The sequence below is a fragment of the Streptomyces sp. NPDC048291 genome (assembly GCF_043201715.1).
Taxonomy (GTDB): domain Bacteria; phylum Actinomycetota; class Actinomycetes; order Streptomycetales; family Streptomycetaceae; genus Streptomyces.
The window spans coordinates 135820-150217 of the sequence record NZ_JBICZC010000014.1; the positions used below are offsets into that span (position 1 = coordinate 135820).

Here is a 14398-nt window from a genome sequence, read left to right on the forward strand (position 1 = left end):
GGTGATCCCACGCTAGGCCGGGGAAGCCCCCGACGGCTTCTCCGATCCTGACCGGTCGAGGAGCAGCGCCCCCGAAGGGGCGCGGGGAACTGCGCGAGCAACCACGACGGCGCCGCAGCCGCCCGACGGCACAGCACGGCCCTCTCGGCAGAGCGCTCACGCCGACTCGCGCACCACCAACTCCGTCGGCAGGATCACCGCGGCCGCGTCCTCCCCGCCGATCTGCGCAAGCAGCAACCGCACCATCTCCGCGCTGATCCGGTCGTAGGGCTGCCGGATCGTCGTGAGGGCGGGCGTGGCCTCCGTCGCCGCGGCCGAGTCGTCGAAGCCGCCGACAGCGATGTCATCCGGCACCCGCCGGCCCGCCCGGTGCAGCGAGGCCAGGGCGCCCTGGGCCATCAGGTCGGAGGCCACGAACAGGGCGTCCAGGCCGGGGGCCTGCGCCAGCAGCCGCTCGGCGCCCGCCTCGCCGCTCGCCCTGCTGTAGTCGCCGGAGACGACGAGCCGCTCGTCGAACTCGACGCCCGCCTCCGTGAGCACCTCCCGGTAGCCGGCGAGGCGGTCGACACCGCCCGGGGTGTCCAGCGGACCGGTGATCATGCCGATCCGGCGCCGCCCCAGGTCCAGCAGATGCCGGACCATGTCCCGGGCGCCGTCCCGGTCGTCCGCCGCCACGTAACTCACCTTGGAACCGGGCCCCATGGGCTTGCCGCACTGGACGAGCGGCACACCCGCCTCGCGCAGCTCCTCCGCGACCCGGTCGCCGGAGTGGCTCGACACCAGCAGCACCCCGTCGACGTGCCCCGCGGTGATGTACCGGGTGATCCGCCGCCGTTCGTCCTTCGTGCCGGCCAGCATCAGCAGCACCGGGATGTCGTGACGCGCCAGCGCCTGCGTGCAGCCGCTCAGCAGGACGTTGAAGTTGGGATCCTCGAAGAACCGCTCCTGCGGCTCGGTCAGCAGGAAGCCGACCGAGTCCGAACGGCCGGTGATCAGCGAGCGGGCGTGCCGGTTCACGACGTAACCCGTCCTGCGGATGGCGTCGTTGACCGCCTCGGCGGCGGCGGGGCTGACGTAGTGCCCGCCGTTGAGCACCCGCGAGACGGTGCCCCGTGAGACACCGGCCTCGCGCGCCACGTCATGGATCGTCGGCGGTTTGCGCCGGCCCCCCGCACCATTGCTCATGGTCATGACTTTACGGCCCCGGACAGCAGGTCAAGGCTCCAGAAGCGCTGAATGACCAGGAAGAGCGCGATCAGCGGCAGCACGGCCAGGAACGCGCCGGTGATCACCAGGGTGTACAGGGCCGGAGTGTTCGCGCCCTGCATCAGGAGCGTGTACAGACCGAGCGTGAGCGGGAACCGCTCGTCGTCGCTGAGCATGATGTACGGCAGCAGGAAGTTGTTCCAGATGGCCACGAACTGGAACAGGAACACCGTCACCATGCCGGGGATCATCATCGGCAGCGCGATCCGGGTGAAGATCCGCCACTCGCTCGCCCCGTCCATCCGCCCGGCCTCCACCACGTCGGAGGGCACGGCCGCCGCCGCGTAGATCCGCGAGAGGTAGACACCGTACGGGGCGAGGATCTGGGGGAGCAGCACGGACAGGTAGGAGTCCGTGAGGTTCGCCTTGGCCAGCAGCAGGTACTGCGGGATGGCGAGGATGACCGGGGGCATGAGCACGCCGGCGAGCAGCACGTTGAAGATCGTCTCGCGGCCCCTGAACCGGTAGACGGCGAGGGCGTAGCCGCTGAACGCCGACACGCACGTCGAGACCAGTGCGCCGAGACCGGCGTACAGACCGGAGTTGACCATCCACTGCCAGTAGATGCCGTCCCGGTAGGCGTTGAGGTCCTTCAGGTTCTGGGCGAAGCCGGAGCCGGGCAGGAAGGTGAACGTGGAGAACAGCTCGCTGCCGGACTTGGTGGAGGCGATCACCACCCAGGCGACCGGCAGCAGCGTGTAGATCGCGCCCAGGAGCAGGACGGCCGTGGGGATCAGGGCGATACGGCGGCGCAGCGGCGGCCCCTGGGCGGTGCCGGGCGTCGTGCCGGCGGCCGGGGCCGCCTTGCGGACGGCAAGAGAACTCATGCCGGTGCCTCCTGCTTGTTGCGGCGGTTCGCGGCCCGCAGAAAGCCGAAGGACAGCACCAGCGTGGCGAGGGCGATGAGGGTCGCCTCGGCCGCCGCGGAGTAGATGTCCCCCTTGGCGAAGGCGTCGACATACACCTTCATCAGCGGGCTCCAGGTCGTGTTGACCGAGTTGGTGAGGGGCTTGAGGGTGGTCGGCTCGTTGAAGACCTGGAGCGTCGCGATGATCGAGAAGAAGAAGGTCAGCACCAGCGAGGGCGCCACCATCGGGATCTTGATCTTCAGGGCGGTCTGCAGCGGGGTGGCGCCGTCCAGCTTCGCCGCCTCGTAGACCTCGGCCGGGATGGCCCGGAGCGAGGTGTAGATGACGATCATGTTGAAGCCGGTGCCGCCCCACACCGCGATGTTGGACAGGGCGAGGTACAGCGGCCCGCCGTCCAGCAGGTCCGGCTGCGGCAGGTTCAGCTTCGCGAGCACGTAGTAGAAGGGGCTGACGTCCGGCAGGTACAGGAAGCCCCACAGCAGCGCGGCCACCACGCCTGGGATGGCGTACGGCAGGAAGATCGCGAGCCGGGTGAACGGGGCGAGCCGGACCCGCTCGGAGTCGAGCATCAGCGCGAACAGCAGGGCGAGGCCCAGCATCACCGGGACGACGATGCAGCCGTAGCCGACGACGCGCAGCGCACCGTCGTAGAACTCGCTGTCGGTGAGGGCGTCCTTGTAGTTCTCCAGGCCGGCCCAGACCTCGGTGCGGGCGCCGGCGCCCAGGCCGAGCCCGGAGACGTGCACCTTGCGGAAGCTGAGCCAGACCGCGTACCCGATGGGCAGCGCGAAGAACAGGGAGAAGAGGAGCGCGGCGGGGAGGAGGAAGGCGTACGGGGCCCCCTTGACCCCGTACGACCTCCGGCTGGTGGGGCTGGTCACTGAGAGACCCCGAAGCCCTGCTTCTTCATGTCGGCGACCGTGTCGTCCTGCATCGTCTTCAGGGCGGCGGTGAAGTCCGACTTGTTCTTCGCGGCGGTGCCGAACGCGTCGTTGAAGGACGTGTAGGCGACGTTCACGTTCGGGCCCCAGGCGGAGGGCGCCGTGGTCTTCGCGATCTCGGCGGCCTTGGTGTAGAAGTCCGACTGGTTCGAGAAGTACGCCGGCGAGGTGGCGAAGGCGCCGCTGGTCTGGGCGTTCGTGGCGGCCGGGTAGATGCCGCTCTCCTTGGCCAGCGCGTTGAGCGCCTCGCCGTCGGTGTTCAGCCAGGCCGCGAACTTGGCGGCGGCCGCCTGGTGCTTGGAGTCGGTGGTGACGGCGGTGGAGGAGCCGCCCCAGCTGCCGGTCACGTTCTCGGACGCGGACCACTGGGGGAGCGGGGCCATCGCCCACTTGCCCTTGGTGTCGGGCGCGGCGGTGGTCAGTGTGCCCGGCGCCCAGACGGCGGAGACCCAGGCGATCTGCTTGCCGGTGTCCAGCGCCTTGTTCCAGGCCGGGGTGTACATCGGCTGGTTGTCGATGACGCCCTCCTTGACCAGGCCGCCCCAGAACGAGGCGACCTTCTGGGTGGCCGCGTCGTCGATGGCGACCTTCCACTTGTCGCCGGAGGTGGTCCACCACTTGGCGCCGGCCTGCTGGGCGAGGCCCGCGAAGAGGCCGGAGTCGTTGGCGGAGAACGTGGTCAGGTCGAGGCCGGGGGCCTTCTTCTTCAGCTGACGGGCGTCCTGGGCGAACTCGTCCCAGGTGGTCGGCACCTTGAGGCCGTACTTCTTGAAGAGGTCCGCGCGGTAGTAGAACATCATCGGGCCGATGTCCTGCGGCACCGCGTACACCGCGTCCGTGCCCAGCGTGACCTGCTGCCAGACACCGTCGGCGAACTTCGACTTCGCGTCGCCGACCGACTTGGATATGTCGGCGACCGCGTCGTTGCTGACCAGCGTGGGCAGCGCCTGGTACTCGGCCTGCACCAGGTCGGGGCCGTTCTTCGCCTTGTGCGCGGTGAGGATCTTGGTGACCAGCGTGTCGCCGGACGCCTGCTTCTTCACCGTGACGGTGATCTGGTCCTTCTTGCCCTCGCCCTTGTTCCACAGGTCCACGACCTTGTCCATACCGGGCGCCCAGGCCCAGTACGTCAGCGAGACCGGACCGGAGTCGGCCTTGCTGTCGTCGTCGGACGAGCCGCAGGCGGCGAGGGCGGTGGCGCCGAGCGAGACGGCGACGACGGTTGTCACGAGGCGGCGGCGCTTCGTGTGCGGCATGGATCTCTCCCCTGACCTGGGTCCCCGCCCTGGCGGGGACCTGCCATGCAGATGTGTGGGTTTTCCGGACAGCTCTTCCGGACAGCGCAGACCCGGACCATCGCCCGTCGCGAGTCCGTGTCATGCTCTGTGAGCGTTCACAGTAGAGAAACATCCCGGACACTTGTCAATGGTTGTTGCTGTGCGGTTATGTTGGGCTCACGCCACGATCGTTGTGTGTGAACGTTCCCAAATGATCGATTAAACGGGAGAGATTCCATGCCGGACACCACCCCCAGGGGCCTGACCAGGCTCGCCTTCGGCGGTGACTACAACCCCGAGCAGTGGCCGGAAAGCGTCTGGCAGGACGACGTCCGGCTGATGCGCGAGGCCGGGGTCACGATGGTGAGCGTCGGGATCTTCTCCTGGGCCCTGCTGGAGCCGGCCCCGGGGGAGTACGACTTCGGCTGGCTCGACCGGGTCCTCGACCTGCTGCACGAGAACGGCATCCGCGTCGACCTCGGCACCCCCACCGTGGCACCGCCCGCCTGGTTCTACCGCGCCCACCCCGAGGCCCTGCCGGTCACCGCGGACGGCGTGCGCTACGAGTTCGGCTCGCGCGGCGCCATCTGCCACTCCAACGCCGACTACCGCGCCGCCGCCGCGAACATCACGACCCGCCTCGCCGAGCGCTACGGCGACCACCCGGCGCTCGCGCTGTGGCACGTCCACAACGAGTACGGCGTCCCCGTCTCGGCCTGCTACTGCGACTCCTGCGCCGCCCACTTCCGCCGCTGGCTCGCCGCCGCCCACGGCACGGTCGAGGCGGTCAACGAGGCCTGGGGCACGGCCTTCTGGGGCCAGCACTACACCGACCTGGCGCAGATCAACCCGCCGCGCGCCACCCCGACCGTGGTCAATCCCGGCCAGGCCCTCGACTACAAGCGGTTCGCCGACGCCACCATCCGGGAGAACTTCCGCGCCGAGCGGGACATCCTGCACCGCCTCTCGCCCGGTGTCCCGGTGACCACCAACTTCATGACCGCGCTCAGCCAGTGCGACTCCATCGACTACTGGGCCTGGGGCCGCGAGGTCGACCTGGTCACCAACGACCACTACCTGATCACCGACGGCCGCCGCACCCACGTCAACCTCGCCATGGCCGCCGACCTCACCCGCTCGGTCGCCGCCGGCGCCCCCTGGCTGCTCCTCGAACACTCCACCTCGGGTGTCAACTGGCAGCCGCGGAATCCGGCCAAGGCGCCCGGCCAGATGGCCCGCAACTCCCTGGCGCACGTGGCCCGTGGCTCCGACGGCGCCATGTTCTTCCAGTGGCGGCAGTCCCGGCGCGGCGCCGAGAAGTTCCACTCCGCGATGCTCCCGCACGGCGGCACCGAGACCCGCGTCTGGCGCGAGGTCGTCGAACTCGGCGCCTCCCTCGACTCGTTGAGCCTGATCCGGGGCACCCGCACCCGGGCCGACGTCGCCGTCCTGTGGGACTGGCAGTCCTGGTGGGCGCAGAACCTCCAGTGGCGCCCCAGCGAGGACCACGACCCGCGCGAACGCGCCGACGCCTTCTACGAGGCCCTCTACGACCGCCATCTCACCGTCGACTTCGCCCACCCCGAAAGCGACTTGTCGGCCTATCCCCTTGTCGTCGTACCGGCCCTCTACCTGATGACGGAGGCGGCCGGGAACAACCTCCGCGAGTACGTCGAGAACGGTGGCACGCTCGTCGTCTCGTACTTCTCCGGGATCGTCGACGAGCACGACGCGGTGCACGAGGGCGCCTACCCGGGCCCGCTGCGCGAGACCCTCGGCCTCACGGTCGAGGAGTTCTCCCCCCTCCTGAAGGAACAGCGGGTGCGGCTGACCGGCCCGGACGGCTCCGAGCTGACCGGCGACGTGTGGACCGAGTTCGTCGTCCCGGGCGCCGCCGAGACCGTCTGGAGCTACGCCGACGGCCTCACCGCCGGCCGGCCCGCCGTCACCCGGCACCAGCTGGGGGAGGGCACCGCCTGGTACGTGTCCACGCGCCTGGACGCGCACGGCCTCGACGCGCTGCTCGGCTGGGCCGCCGAGGACGCCCGGATCGCGCCCCGCGCCGAACTGCCCCGGGACGTCGAGGTGGTCCGCCGCACCGGCGAGTCCGGCACGTTCCTGTTCGCGATCAACCACACCGCCACCGACGCCAAGGTGCCCCTGGAGGCCCACGGCACCGAACTGCTGACGGGCGAACGCGCCGCGGGCCGGCTCGCGGTCCCCGCGGGCACCGTCCGGGTCGTACGGCTCGACGGCTGAGCCCGCGCGCCGGGCCGGGCGAGCCGCCGGCCCGCGCCCGCCGAGACTCCCCTCCGTCCGCGAGTGCCACGAGAGCCGCGGGCGGAGGGGCGCTCCTCCGGCCGCCGGACCCCGCTCCTGCCGGAGTCCGGTCGCACCGGAGGGCATCCCCACCCCCAGTCACGTCGAAGGGACGACGGACGATGATGTTCCATCCCAGACGCACCCTCAGAGCCCTGCTGCTGCCGCTCCTGGCCGGGCTCGCCCTCACCGCCCTCCCCGCCCAGACCGCCCAGGCGGCGAGCACGCTCACCAACGGCGGCTTCGAATCGGACGGAGCGGGCGTGGCCACGCCCACCGGCTGGTCGGAGTACGGCGACACGGGCGCCTCGTACACCGAGTCCGGCGGCCACAGCGGCAGTTACCGCCTGAGCCACTACTCGGCCTCCGCCTACAAGGTGGAGACCTACCAGTACCTGTCGGGTCTCACCAACGGGAACTACACGCTCACCGCCTGGACCCGCTCCAGCGGCGGGCAGAACTCCGCGTACATGTCCCTGAAGAACTGCGGGAGTTCGGAGCAGCGGACCGACCTGCCCGTCTCCACCAGCAGCTGGGTGCGGATCGTCACCTCGGTCGCGGTCACCAACAACCAGTGCACGATCAGCGTCTACTCCGACGCCAACGCGGGCAACTGGATCAACGTCGACGACGTGACGTTCGCCTCCGGCTCGACGGGCCTGTCGATCAAGGGCGCCGACATCTCGTCGCTGGCCAAGAGCGAGGCCAAGGGCGGCGTCTACAAGACCAGTTCCGGCACCACCGGGGACGCGGTCACCATCCTCAAGAACGCCGGCATGAACTACGCGCGGCTGAAGGTCTGGGTCAACCCGGCCGACGGCTACAACGACAAGGCGCACGTGCTGGCGATGGCCAAGCGGATCAAGGCCGCCGGCATGAAGCTGCTGGTCGACTTCCACTACTCGGACAGCTGGGCCGACCCGGGCAAGCAGACCAAGCCCGCCGCCTGGTCCGGCCACTCCTACAGCCAGCTGAAGACCGACGTGTACAACCACACGTACGACGTCCTGAACGCGCTGAAGGCCCAGGGCACCACCGCCGACATGGTCCAGATCGGCAACGAGATCAACGGTGGCATGCTCTGGTCCGAGGGCTCCACCGACAACTGGTCCCAGCTCGACGGGCTCATCAACTCCGGCTACAGCGCGGCCAAGGCGGTCTCCTCCGCCACCCAGGTCGCCCTGCACCTGGCCAACGCGGGCGACGACGCCACGGTCCGCTGGTGGTTCGACAACGCCAAGACCTACGGCATCAACTACGACGTGATCGGGCTGTCGTATTACGGCTACTGGCACGGCTCGCTGGCCGCCGCCCAGACCACCCTGGACGACGTGGCCTCGCGCTACGCCAAGCCGGTGTTCGTCGCCGAGACCGCCTACCCGTTCACCCTGGCCCAGGACGACTCGCTGGAGAACCAGATCGACACCAGCGGCGAACTGGTCACCGGCTACCCGGCGACCGCCGCGGGCCAGCTGGCCTGGATGAACGCCGTCGCGAACATCGTCGAGGCCGTCCCGAACGGCCGCGGGCTCGGCGTCTTCTACTGGGAGGCGACCTGGACCGCCGTGACCGGCAACGGCTGGGACCCGACCGACGCCACCTCAGGCAACGGCTGGGAGAACCAGGCCCTGTTCGGCTACGACGACAAGGCGCTGTCCTCCATGGCGTGGTTCAGCCACCGCTGAACCACCTCTGACGGGGGCCCGGCCGTAAGGGGACGGTCGGGCCCCTCCGCCTTTTCCCGGACCGGTCCCGAAACTCCGCCCGGACCCGGGCCTGCTCTCCGGGCAAGTCCCCGACCGGCCGATCTCGTACGGCCGTTCGATCTCGGACATCGCGGCCCGACCCCCTCACAACGGGGCTTCGGCTGCGGGACAGTGGGAACACACACTGCGAGGAGGCAGGGACGGAGGCCGGTCGCATGCCGAGGAACGCCACCAGCGCGAGCCGCCTGGAGATTCTGGACCTGCTCAAGGATCCGGCGGCCCACTTCCCGCCCCGGCGCCACGCCGACCCGGTCGAGGACGGCGTCACCGCCCGGGCCGTCGCCGCCAGGCTCGGGATCTCCCGCAGGGTCGCGGGCGCCCATCTGGACCTGCTGGTCCGCCTCGGCCTGCTCCGCACCAAGCGCATCCGGCACCGCATGCACTACCGGCGCGACGAGATCCGGATCGCCGAAGTGGCCCGGATGTTCGAGAAGGGCTGGTGAGAGCGGTTACCCCTGCCACCATGGGACTCATGGACCGACCCACGCGCCTCGTCCCCCTCCACTACGTCGCCATCGGCGGCCGCGGCCCGGAGGACGTGGTCACGGATCCCGAGGGCCGGATCCTGACCGGTGTCGAGGACGGCCGCATCCTGCGCCTGGACGGGCTCGGTGACCCGGACACCGCCCGGGTCAGGACGCTGGCCCGGACCGGCGGCCGTCCGCTCGGCCTCGACCTCCTTCCGGACGGCGACCTGCTGGTCTGCGACGCGGAGCGCGGCCTGCTGCGCGTCGGCCTCGCCGACGGCGCCGTGCACGTCCTCGCCGACACGGCCGAGGGGGAGCCGCTGCGGTTCGCGAGCAACGTGGTCGCCCTGCCCGACGGCACGGTCTACTTCACCGCCTCCAGCCGCCGGTTCCCGCTCGGCCAGTGGATCGGCGACATCGTCGAGCACAGCGGCACCGGCCGCCTGCTGCGTCTCGCGCCGGGCGCGCGCACCGCCGAAGTGGCCTGGGAGGGCTTCCAGTTCGCCAACGGGCTGACCGTGAGCGGCGACGGCACCTTCCTGATCGTCGCCGAGACCGGCGGGTACCGCCTCACCCGCTACTGGCTCACCGGCCCGCGGGCCGGCCGCGCCGAGTTCTTCGCCGAGCTGCCCGGCATGCCCGACAACATCTGGCGCGACGGCGACCTCGTCTGGGTCGCCCTCGCCGGCCCGCGCAACCCCCCGCTCGACGCCTTCCACCACAGCCCCCTCGCCGTCCGCCGGGCGGCCGCCCGGGCCGCCGTGCACGCCCCCTACCGTCCCGTCGGGACCATCGCCGTGGTGGCGCTGGACGACCACGGCCGGGTCGTCCACCACCTGGCCCGCCGCAACTCCGGCTTCCGCATGGTCACCAGCGTCTGCCGCACCGGCCGCCACCTCGTCCTCGGCAGCGTCCGGGAGCCCGGCGTCGCGGTCTGCGCGGCCCCCACCGCGAAGTGACCGCCGGGTACGCCCGGCGGTACCCTGAGGCACCCGCCAGGGGCGGTGCCGAACAGGAGACGTACGACCATGACAGCCCCGGAAGCCGAGAGCCTCCGCGTCCAGCCGAGTCCCCGGCGACGGCCCGAGTGGCGTGCCCAGGCACCGGTCGTCGCGGTGGTCGCCGTCGGCGGCGCGCTCGGCGCCGTGGCCCGCTACGCCCTCGCCCTCGCCCTGCCCACGGCGGCCGGGGGATTCCCCTGGGCGACCTTCTGGACGAACGTGATCGGCTGCGCGGTGATCGGCGCGTTCCTGGTCCTGATCACCGAGGGACTCCCGGCCCACCGCCTGGTGCGCCCCTTCTTCGGCACCGGCGTCCTCGGCGGCTTCACCACCTTCTCGACGTACGCGGTCGACATCCAGAAGCTGGTCGACCACGGCCGCCCCGGCACCGGCCTTGCCTACCTCTTCGCGACCCTGTGCGCGGCCCTCGCGGCGGTGTGGTGCGCGGCGGCCGTGACCCGCCGTGTCCTCACCCGGAGGCAGCGATGACGAGACTGACCGGCCGCGCCCTGCGCCTGACCGTCTACATCGGCGAGGACGACATCTGGCACCACAGGCCCCTCTACACGGAGATCGTGCACCGCGCCCACGCGGCCGGTCTCGCGGGCGCCAGCGTCTTCCGTGGCATCGAGGGCTTCGGCGCCTCCTCCCGCATCCACACCTCCCGGCTGCTGTCGCTGAGCGAGGACCTGCCGGTGGCGGTCGTCGTGGTGGACACCGAGGAGCGGGTCCGGGCGTTCCTGCCCCAGCTCGACGAACTGGTGACCGAGGGGCTGGTGACCTTGGACGACTGTGAGGTCATCAGGTATGTGGGCCGCACGATCGACCCGGACGACACGGACAAAACGGACGCGAAGGGTAAGAAGTCGTTGTGAACTGGCTGTTGGTGGTCCTCGGTGCCATGGTCGGTGCCCCGCTCCGCTACCTCACCGACCGCGCCGTCCAGGCCAGGCACGACTCCGTCTTCCCCTGGGGCACCTTCGTGGTGAACGTCACCGGCTGCCTGATCCTGGGCCTGCTGACCGGTGCGGCGACGGCGGGCGCGGCGGGCCCGCACCTCCAGCTGCTCCTCGGCACCGGGCTCTGCGGGGCGCTGACGACGTACTCGACGTTCTCCTACGAGACCCTCCGGCTGACCGAGACCGGCGCCGGGCTCTACGCTGCCGCCAACGTCGTAGCGAGCCTCGTGGTGGGGCTCGGGGCGGCCTTCGCCGGGGTGGCGATCGCCCAGACCGTCTGGTCCTAGGACTTGCTTCACACCCGCGCGCTGTAAGACTGTCTACAGCACTGTCGACCAAACTCTGCAGAACTGGATCCCATGAGCGCCATCTCCGTCGGTCAGGCCGCCGTCCTCGGGGTAGTCGAGGGGGTGACCGAGTTCCTTCCCGTGTCCTCCACCGGTCACCTCAAGATCACCGAGGGGCTCATGAACATCCCCGTCGACGACCAGTCCGTCGTCGGGTTCTCCGCCGTCATCCAGGTCGGCGCCATCGCCGCCGTGCTGGTGTACTTCTTCAAGGACATCAAGCGGATCGTCTCCGCCTGGGGCCGGGGGCTGACCAACAAGAACGAGCGCTACCACCACGACTACAAGTTCGCCTGGTGGGTCATCTACTCGACCATCCCGATCGTCCTGGTGGGCCTCGCGGCGAAGCCGCTGATCGACGGACCGCTCGGCTCCCTCTGGGTGGTCGGCGGCTCGCTGATCGCGGGCTCCGTCGTGATGTGGTGCGCGGACCAGATGGGCCGCCACAAGCGCGGTGAGGACGACACCTCCTTCAAGGACGCGATGCTGGTCGGCTGCTCGCAGATCCTCGCCCTGCTCTTCCCCGGCTTCTCCCGCTCCGGCGCCACCATGTCCACCGCGCTCATCCTGGACCTGGACCGGGTCGCGGCCACCCGCCTCTCGTTCTTCCTCGGCATCCCGGCCCTGACCGGCGCCGGCATCTACGAGCTCAAGGACGCGCTCGGTGCGGGCGTCGGCGCCGCCCCGCTGGCGGTCGGCACGATCGTCTCCTTCGTGGTCGCCTACGGCTCCATCGCCTGGCTGCTGAAGTTCGTGGCGAAGCACTCCTTCAACGCGTTCGTGATCTACCGCATCGTCATCGGCCTGGCTCTCTTCGGCCTCCTCGCCGCCGGAACCATCAACGCCTGACCGGCCCGGGCCGCTCCGCGCCCACCGGTCACCGCTCCACCACGGGGTGTGATGCCTGCATTCAGGCGTCGCACCCCGTGAATGTTTCCTTTCGCGACACCTTGACAGCCTCGTCCCGCAACCCGGAACATCTCACCCGTGAACCTGTCAGACAGCCCGACAGCCGGACAGCCCCCGCGGCGCGTGAGCGCCATGGAGGCGGTACTGGCGCACCTGCGTGCCGCCATCGAGCGCGGCGAGTACGCCGTGGGCGACAAGCTCCCCTCCGAGGCGGAGCTCTGCCGCACCCTGGAGATCAGCAGGCCCGTCCTGCGCGAGGCCCTGCGGGCCCTGCAGACGATGGGTCTGACCGTCTCCAAGACCGGCAAGGGCACCTTCGTCGTCGCGAGCGCCGTCGAGGACCCCACCTTCGGCGACTACGCGGCCAGCGACCTGCTGGAAGTGCGCCGGCACATCGAGATCCCGGTCGCCGGCTACGCGGCGCTGCGCCGCACCCCGGAGAACCTGGACCACCTGGCCCACCTCCTCGACCGCATGGAGCGGGAGACGGACACCACCGCGTGGGTCGCGATGGACACCCTCTTCCACCTCGCCGTGGCCGAGGCCGCCCAGAACCCGGTCTTCCGCCGGGTCATCGAGGAGATCCGGGACGCACTGGCGCGTCAGTCGGCCTTCCTCAACGAGCTGGGGGGCCGCCGGGAGCAGTCCAACCGGGAGCACCGGGCCATCGTCGAGGCCCTGGTCGACGGTTCCGAACCCGACGCCGTGGACGCCATGAGCCACCACCTCGACCGCGTCGAGACCACCCTCACCCACATCGTGCGCCCCGCGCGCACGGACCAGCACCAGGAAGGCGGAACCGAGGCGTGAGCGAACAGCACCTCAAAGACGAGACGCGCCCCTCGTCCCGTCACGTCGACGCCGGGGACCACGGCTACAGCAAGTCGCTGAAGCACCGGCACGTCAACATGATCGCCATCGGCGGCGCCATCGGCACCGGCCTCTTCCTCGGCGCCGGCGGCCGCCTCGCCGACGCCGGCCCCTCCCTCTTCGTCGCCTACGCGGTCTGCGGAGTCTTCGCGTTCCTCGTCGTGCGCGCCCTCGGCGAACTCGTCCTGTACCGCCCGTCCTCCGGCGCCTTCGTCTCGTACGCCCGGGAGTTCATGGGCGAGAAGGGCGCCTATACCGCGGGCTGGATGTACTTCCTGAACTGGGCCACCACCGGCATCGCCGACATCACCGCGGTCGCCACCTACACCCACTACTGGGGCATGTTCTCCGACATCCCGCAGTGGGTGATCGCGCTCATAGCCCTGGCGGTCGTCCTGACCGTGAACCTGATCTCGGTGAAGATCTTCGGCGAACTGGAGTTCTGGTTCGCGATCGTCAAGGTCAGCGCCCTGGTCATCTTCATGGTCATCGGCATCTTCCTGCTGGTCACCCAGCACCCGGTCGACGGCGCGACCCCCGGCCCGTCCCTGATCACCGACAACGGCGGCATCTTCCCCAACGGCCTGCTGCCCATGCTGCTGATCATCCAGGGCGTCGTCTTCGCCTACGCCTCGGTCGAACTGGTCGGCGTCGCCGCGGGCGAGACCGAGAACCCCGAGAAGATCATGCCCAAGGCGATCAACTCGATCATGTGGCGCGTGGGCCTGTTCTACGTCGGCTCGGTCGTCCTGCTCTCGATGCTGCTGCCCTGGAACAAGTACACGGCGGGCCAGAGCCCCTTCGTCACCGTGCTCTCGAACATCGGCGTCCCGGCGGCCGGCGGCGTGATGAACCTCGTCGTCCTCACCGCGGCGATGTCCTCGCTCAACTCCGGCCTCTACTCCACCGGCCGCATCCTGCGCTCCATGGCCGTCAACGGCTCCGCCCCGAAGTTCACCGCGAAGATGAGCCGAACCCAGGTCCCGTACGGCGGAATTCTGCTCACCAGCGGTATCTGTGTCCTCGGCGTGGGCCTCAACTTCGTCGTCCCCGCCGACGCGTTCGAGATCGTCCTCAACTTCGCGGCCATCGGCATCCTCGCCACCTGGGGCATGATCATGCTCTGCCACCTGCTGTTCTGGCGGAAGACCCAGAACGGCGAACTCACCCGCCCCGGCTACCGACTGCCGGGCTCACCCTGGACCGAGATCGTGACGCTGGCGTTCCTCGCCTCCGTCCTGGTCCTCATGTACGCCGACGGCGGCGCCGGACGCACCACCGTGCTGTGCCTGCCGCTGATCGTCGGCGCGCTGGTCGCCGGCTGGTACGCCATCCGCCGCCGCCTCCCGCGCCCGTCCACCGGAACCGACGCGTGAACCGCGCACCGGTTCCTCCCACCTCACCCGA

At 70.2% G+C, this 14398-nt stretch carries 14 protein-coding genes; 10 read left to right on the forward strand and 4 right to left on the reverse strand.

Translation table 11 applies throughout. From position 1 onward, the window contains the following. Positions 1-156: 156 nt before the first annotated feature. From ACGF5O_RS35135 to ACGF5O_RS35150, 4 genes are read right to left on the reverse strand one after another with little or no spacing between them, the layout of a single operon-like run. Positions 157-1191 (reverse strand): LacI family DNA-binding transcriptional regulator, encoded by a 1035-nt coding sequence (locus tag ACGF5O_RS35135; protein WP_393813943.1) that lies wholly within the window; start codon positions 1189-1191, stop codon positions 157-159. Next, positions 1188-2093 (reverse strand): carbohydrate ABC transporter permease, encoded by a 906-nt coding sequence (locus tag ACGF5O_RS35140; RefSeq protein ID WP_393813944.1) that lies wholly within the window; start codon positions 2091-2093, stop codon positions 1188-1190. Before ACGF5O_RS35140 ends, ACGF5O_RS35135 begins: the two co-directional genes overlap by 4 nt. After that, on the reverse strand, positions 2090-3016 hold the full coding sequence (locus ACGF5O_RS35145) for a carbohydrate ABC transporter permease (protein ID WP_393813945.1): 927 nt from the start codon (positions 3014-3016) through the stop codon (positions 2090-2092). The genes ACGF5O_RS35140 and ACGF5O_RS35145 overlap by 4 nt, the downstream gene beginning before the upstream one ends. Further along, entirely contained in the window at positions 3013-4332 is a 1320-nt protein-coding gene (locus tag ACGF5O_RS35150) for an ABC transporter substrate-binding protein (RefSeq protein WP_393813946.1), read from the reverse strand. The genes ACGF5O_RS35145 and ACGF5O_RS35150 overlap by 4 nt, the downstream gene beginning before the upstream one ends. 258 nt (positions 4333-4590) lie before the next feature. On the opposite strand from ACGF5O_RS35150, the gene ACGF5O_RS35155 reads away from it, so the two are divergent. From ACGF5O_RS35155 to ACGF5O_RS35200, 10 genes are all read left to right on the forward strand, one after another. Continuing rightward, a complete protein-coding gene (locus tag ACGF5O_RS35155; RefSeq protein WP_393813947.1) occupies positions 4591-6612 on the forward strand; it encodes a beta-galactosidase in 2022 nt (673 codons plus the stop codon). Positions 6613-6797: 185 nt separating this feature from the next. Then, positions 6798-8357, forward strand: coding sequence for an arabinogalactan endo-beta-1,4-galactanase (locus ACGF5O_RS35160; RefSeq protein WP_393814178.1), 1560 nt, complete (start codon positions 6798-6800; stop codon positions 8355-8357). A 236-nt stretch (positions 8358-8593) separates the two neighbouring features. Further along, complete coding sequence (locus tag ACGF5O_RS35165; RefSeq protein WP_393813948.1) at positions 8594-8881, forward strand: ArsR family transcriptional regulator; 288 nt, start codon at positions 8594-8596, stop codon at positions 8879-8881. Positions 8882-8910: 29 nt separating this feature from the next. After that, positions 8911-9864 carry an SMP-30/gluconolactonase/LRE family protein gene (locus ACGF5O_RS35170; RefSeq protein ID WP_393813949.1) on the forward strand — a complete coding sequence of 318 codons (954 nt, stop codon included), beginning with the start codon at positions 8911-8913 and terminating at the stop codon, positions 9862-9864. 69 nt (positions 9865-9933) lie between these two features. Further along, complete coding sequence (crcB, locus tag ACGF5O_RS35175; RefSeq protein ID WP_393813950.1) at positions 9934-10395, forward strand: fluoride efflux transporter CrcB; 462 nt, start codon at positions 9934-9936, stop codon at positions 10393-10395. Further along, positions 10392-10781 carry a DUF190 domain-containing protein gene (locus ACGF5O_RS35180; RefSeq protein ID WP_393813951.1) on the forward strand — a complete coding sequence of 130 codons (390 nt, stop codon included), beginning with the start codon at positions 10392-10394 and terminating at the stop codon, positions 10779-10781. The genes crcB (ACGF5O_RS35175) and ACGF5O_RS35180 overlap by 4 nt, the downstream gene beginning before the upstream one ends. After that, the gene (gene crcB, locus ACGF5O_RS35185) at positions 10778-11152 is read left to right on the forward strand and encodes a fluoride efflux transporter CrcB (RefSeq protein WP_393813952.1); all 375 of its coding nucleotides are present in this window, start codon (positions 10778-10780) and stop codon (positions 11150-11152) included. Before ACGF5O_RS35180 ends, crcB (ACGF5O_RS35185) begins: the two co-directional genes overlap by 4 nt. Positions 11153-11224: 72 nt before the next feature. Then, complete coding sequence (locus tag ACGF5O_RS35190) at positions 11225-12061, forward strand: undecaprenyl-diphosphate phosphatase (RefSeq protein WP_393813953.1); 837 nt, start codon at positions 11225-11227, stop codon at positions 12059-12061. A 192-nt stretch (positions 12062-12253) separates the two neighbouring features. Continuing rightward, a complete protein-coding gene (locus tag ACGF5O_RS35195) occupies positions 12254-12931 on the forward strand; it encodes a FadR/GntR family transcriptional regulator (protein ID WP_393814179.1) in 678 nt (225 codons plus the stop codon). After that, positions 12928-14367: an amino acid permease gene (locus ACGF5O_RS35200; protein ID WP_393813954.1), complete on the forward strand. Its 1440-nt coding sequence runs from the start codon at positions 12928-12930 to the stop codon at positions 14365-14367. The genes ACGF5O_RS35195 and ACGF5O_RS35200 overlap by 4 nt, the downstream gene beginning before the upstream one ends. The last annotated feature ends 31 nt before the right edge of the window (positions 14368-14398 follow it).

What these genes read in the sequence shown, in the direction of transcription:
- ACGF5O_RS35135 (WP_393813943.1), bottom strand. Translation starts at nt 1,191, where the DNA reads ATGACCATGAGCAATGGTGCGGGGGGCCGGCGCAAACCGCCGACGATC.
- ACGF5O_RS35140 (WP_393813944.1), bottom strand. Translation starts at nt 2,093, where the DNA reads ATGAGTTCTCTTGCCGTCCGCAAGGCGGCCCCGGCCGCCGGCACGACG.
- ACGF5O_RS35150 (WP_393813946.1), bottom strand. Translation starts at nt 4,332, where the DNA reads ATGCCGCACACGAAGCGCCGCCGCCTCGTGACAACCGTCGTCGCCGTC.
- ACGF5O_RS35155 (WP_393813947.1), top strand. Translation starts at nt 4,591, where the DNA reads ATGCCGGACACCACCCCCAGGGGCCTGACCAGGCTCGCCTTCGGCGGT.
- ACGF5O_RS35160 (WP_393814178.1), top strand. Translation starts at nt 6,798, where the DNA reads ATGTTCCATCCCAGACGCACCCTCAGAGCCCTGCTGCTGCCGCTCCTG.
- ACGF5O_RS35165 (WP_393813948.1), top strand. Translation starts at nt 8,594, where the DNA reads ATGCCGAGGAACGCCACCAGCGCGAGCCGCCTGGAGATTCTGGACCTG.
- ACGF5O_RS35170 (WP_393813949.1), top strand. Translation starts at nt 8,911, where the DNA reads ATGGACCGACCCACGCGCCTCGTCCCCCTCCACTACGTCGCCATCGGC.
- crcB (WP_393813950.1), top strand. Translation starts at nt 9,934, where the DNA reads ATGACAGCCCCGGAAGCCGAGAGCCTCCGCGTCCAGCCGAGTCCCCGG.
- ACGF5O_RS35180 (WP_393813951.1), top strand. Translation starts at nt 10,392, where the DNA reads ATGACGAGACTGACCGGCCGCGCCCTGCGCCTGACCGTCTACATCGGC.
- ACGF5O_RS35190 (WP_393813953.1), top strand. Translation starts at nt 11,225, where the DNA reads ATGAGCGCCATCTCCGTCGGTCAGGCCGCCGTCCTCGGGGTAGTCGAG.
- ACGF5O_RS35195 (WP_393814179.1), top strand. Translation starts at nt 12,254, where the DNA reads ATGGAGGCGGTACTGGCGCACCTGCGTGCCGCCATCGAGCGCGGCGAG.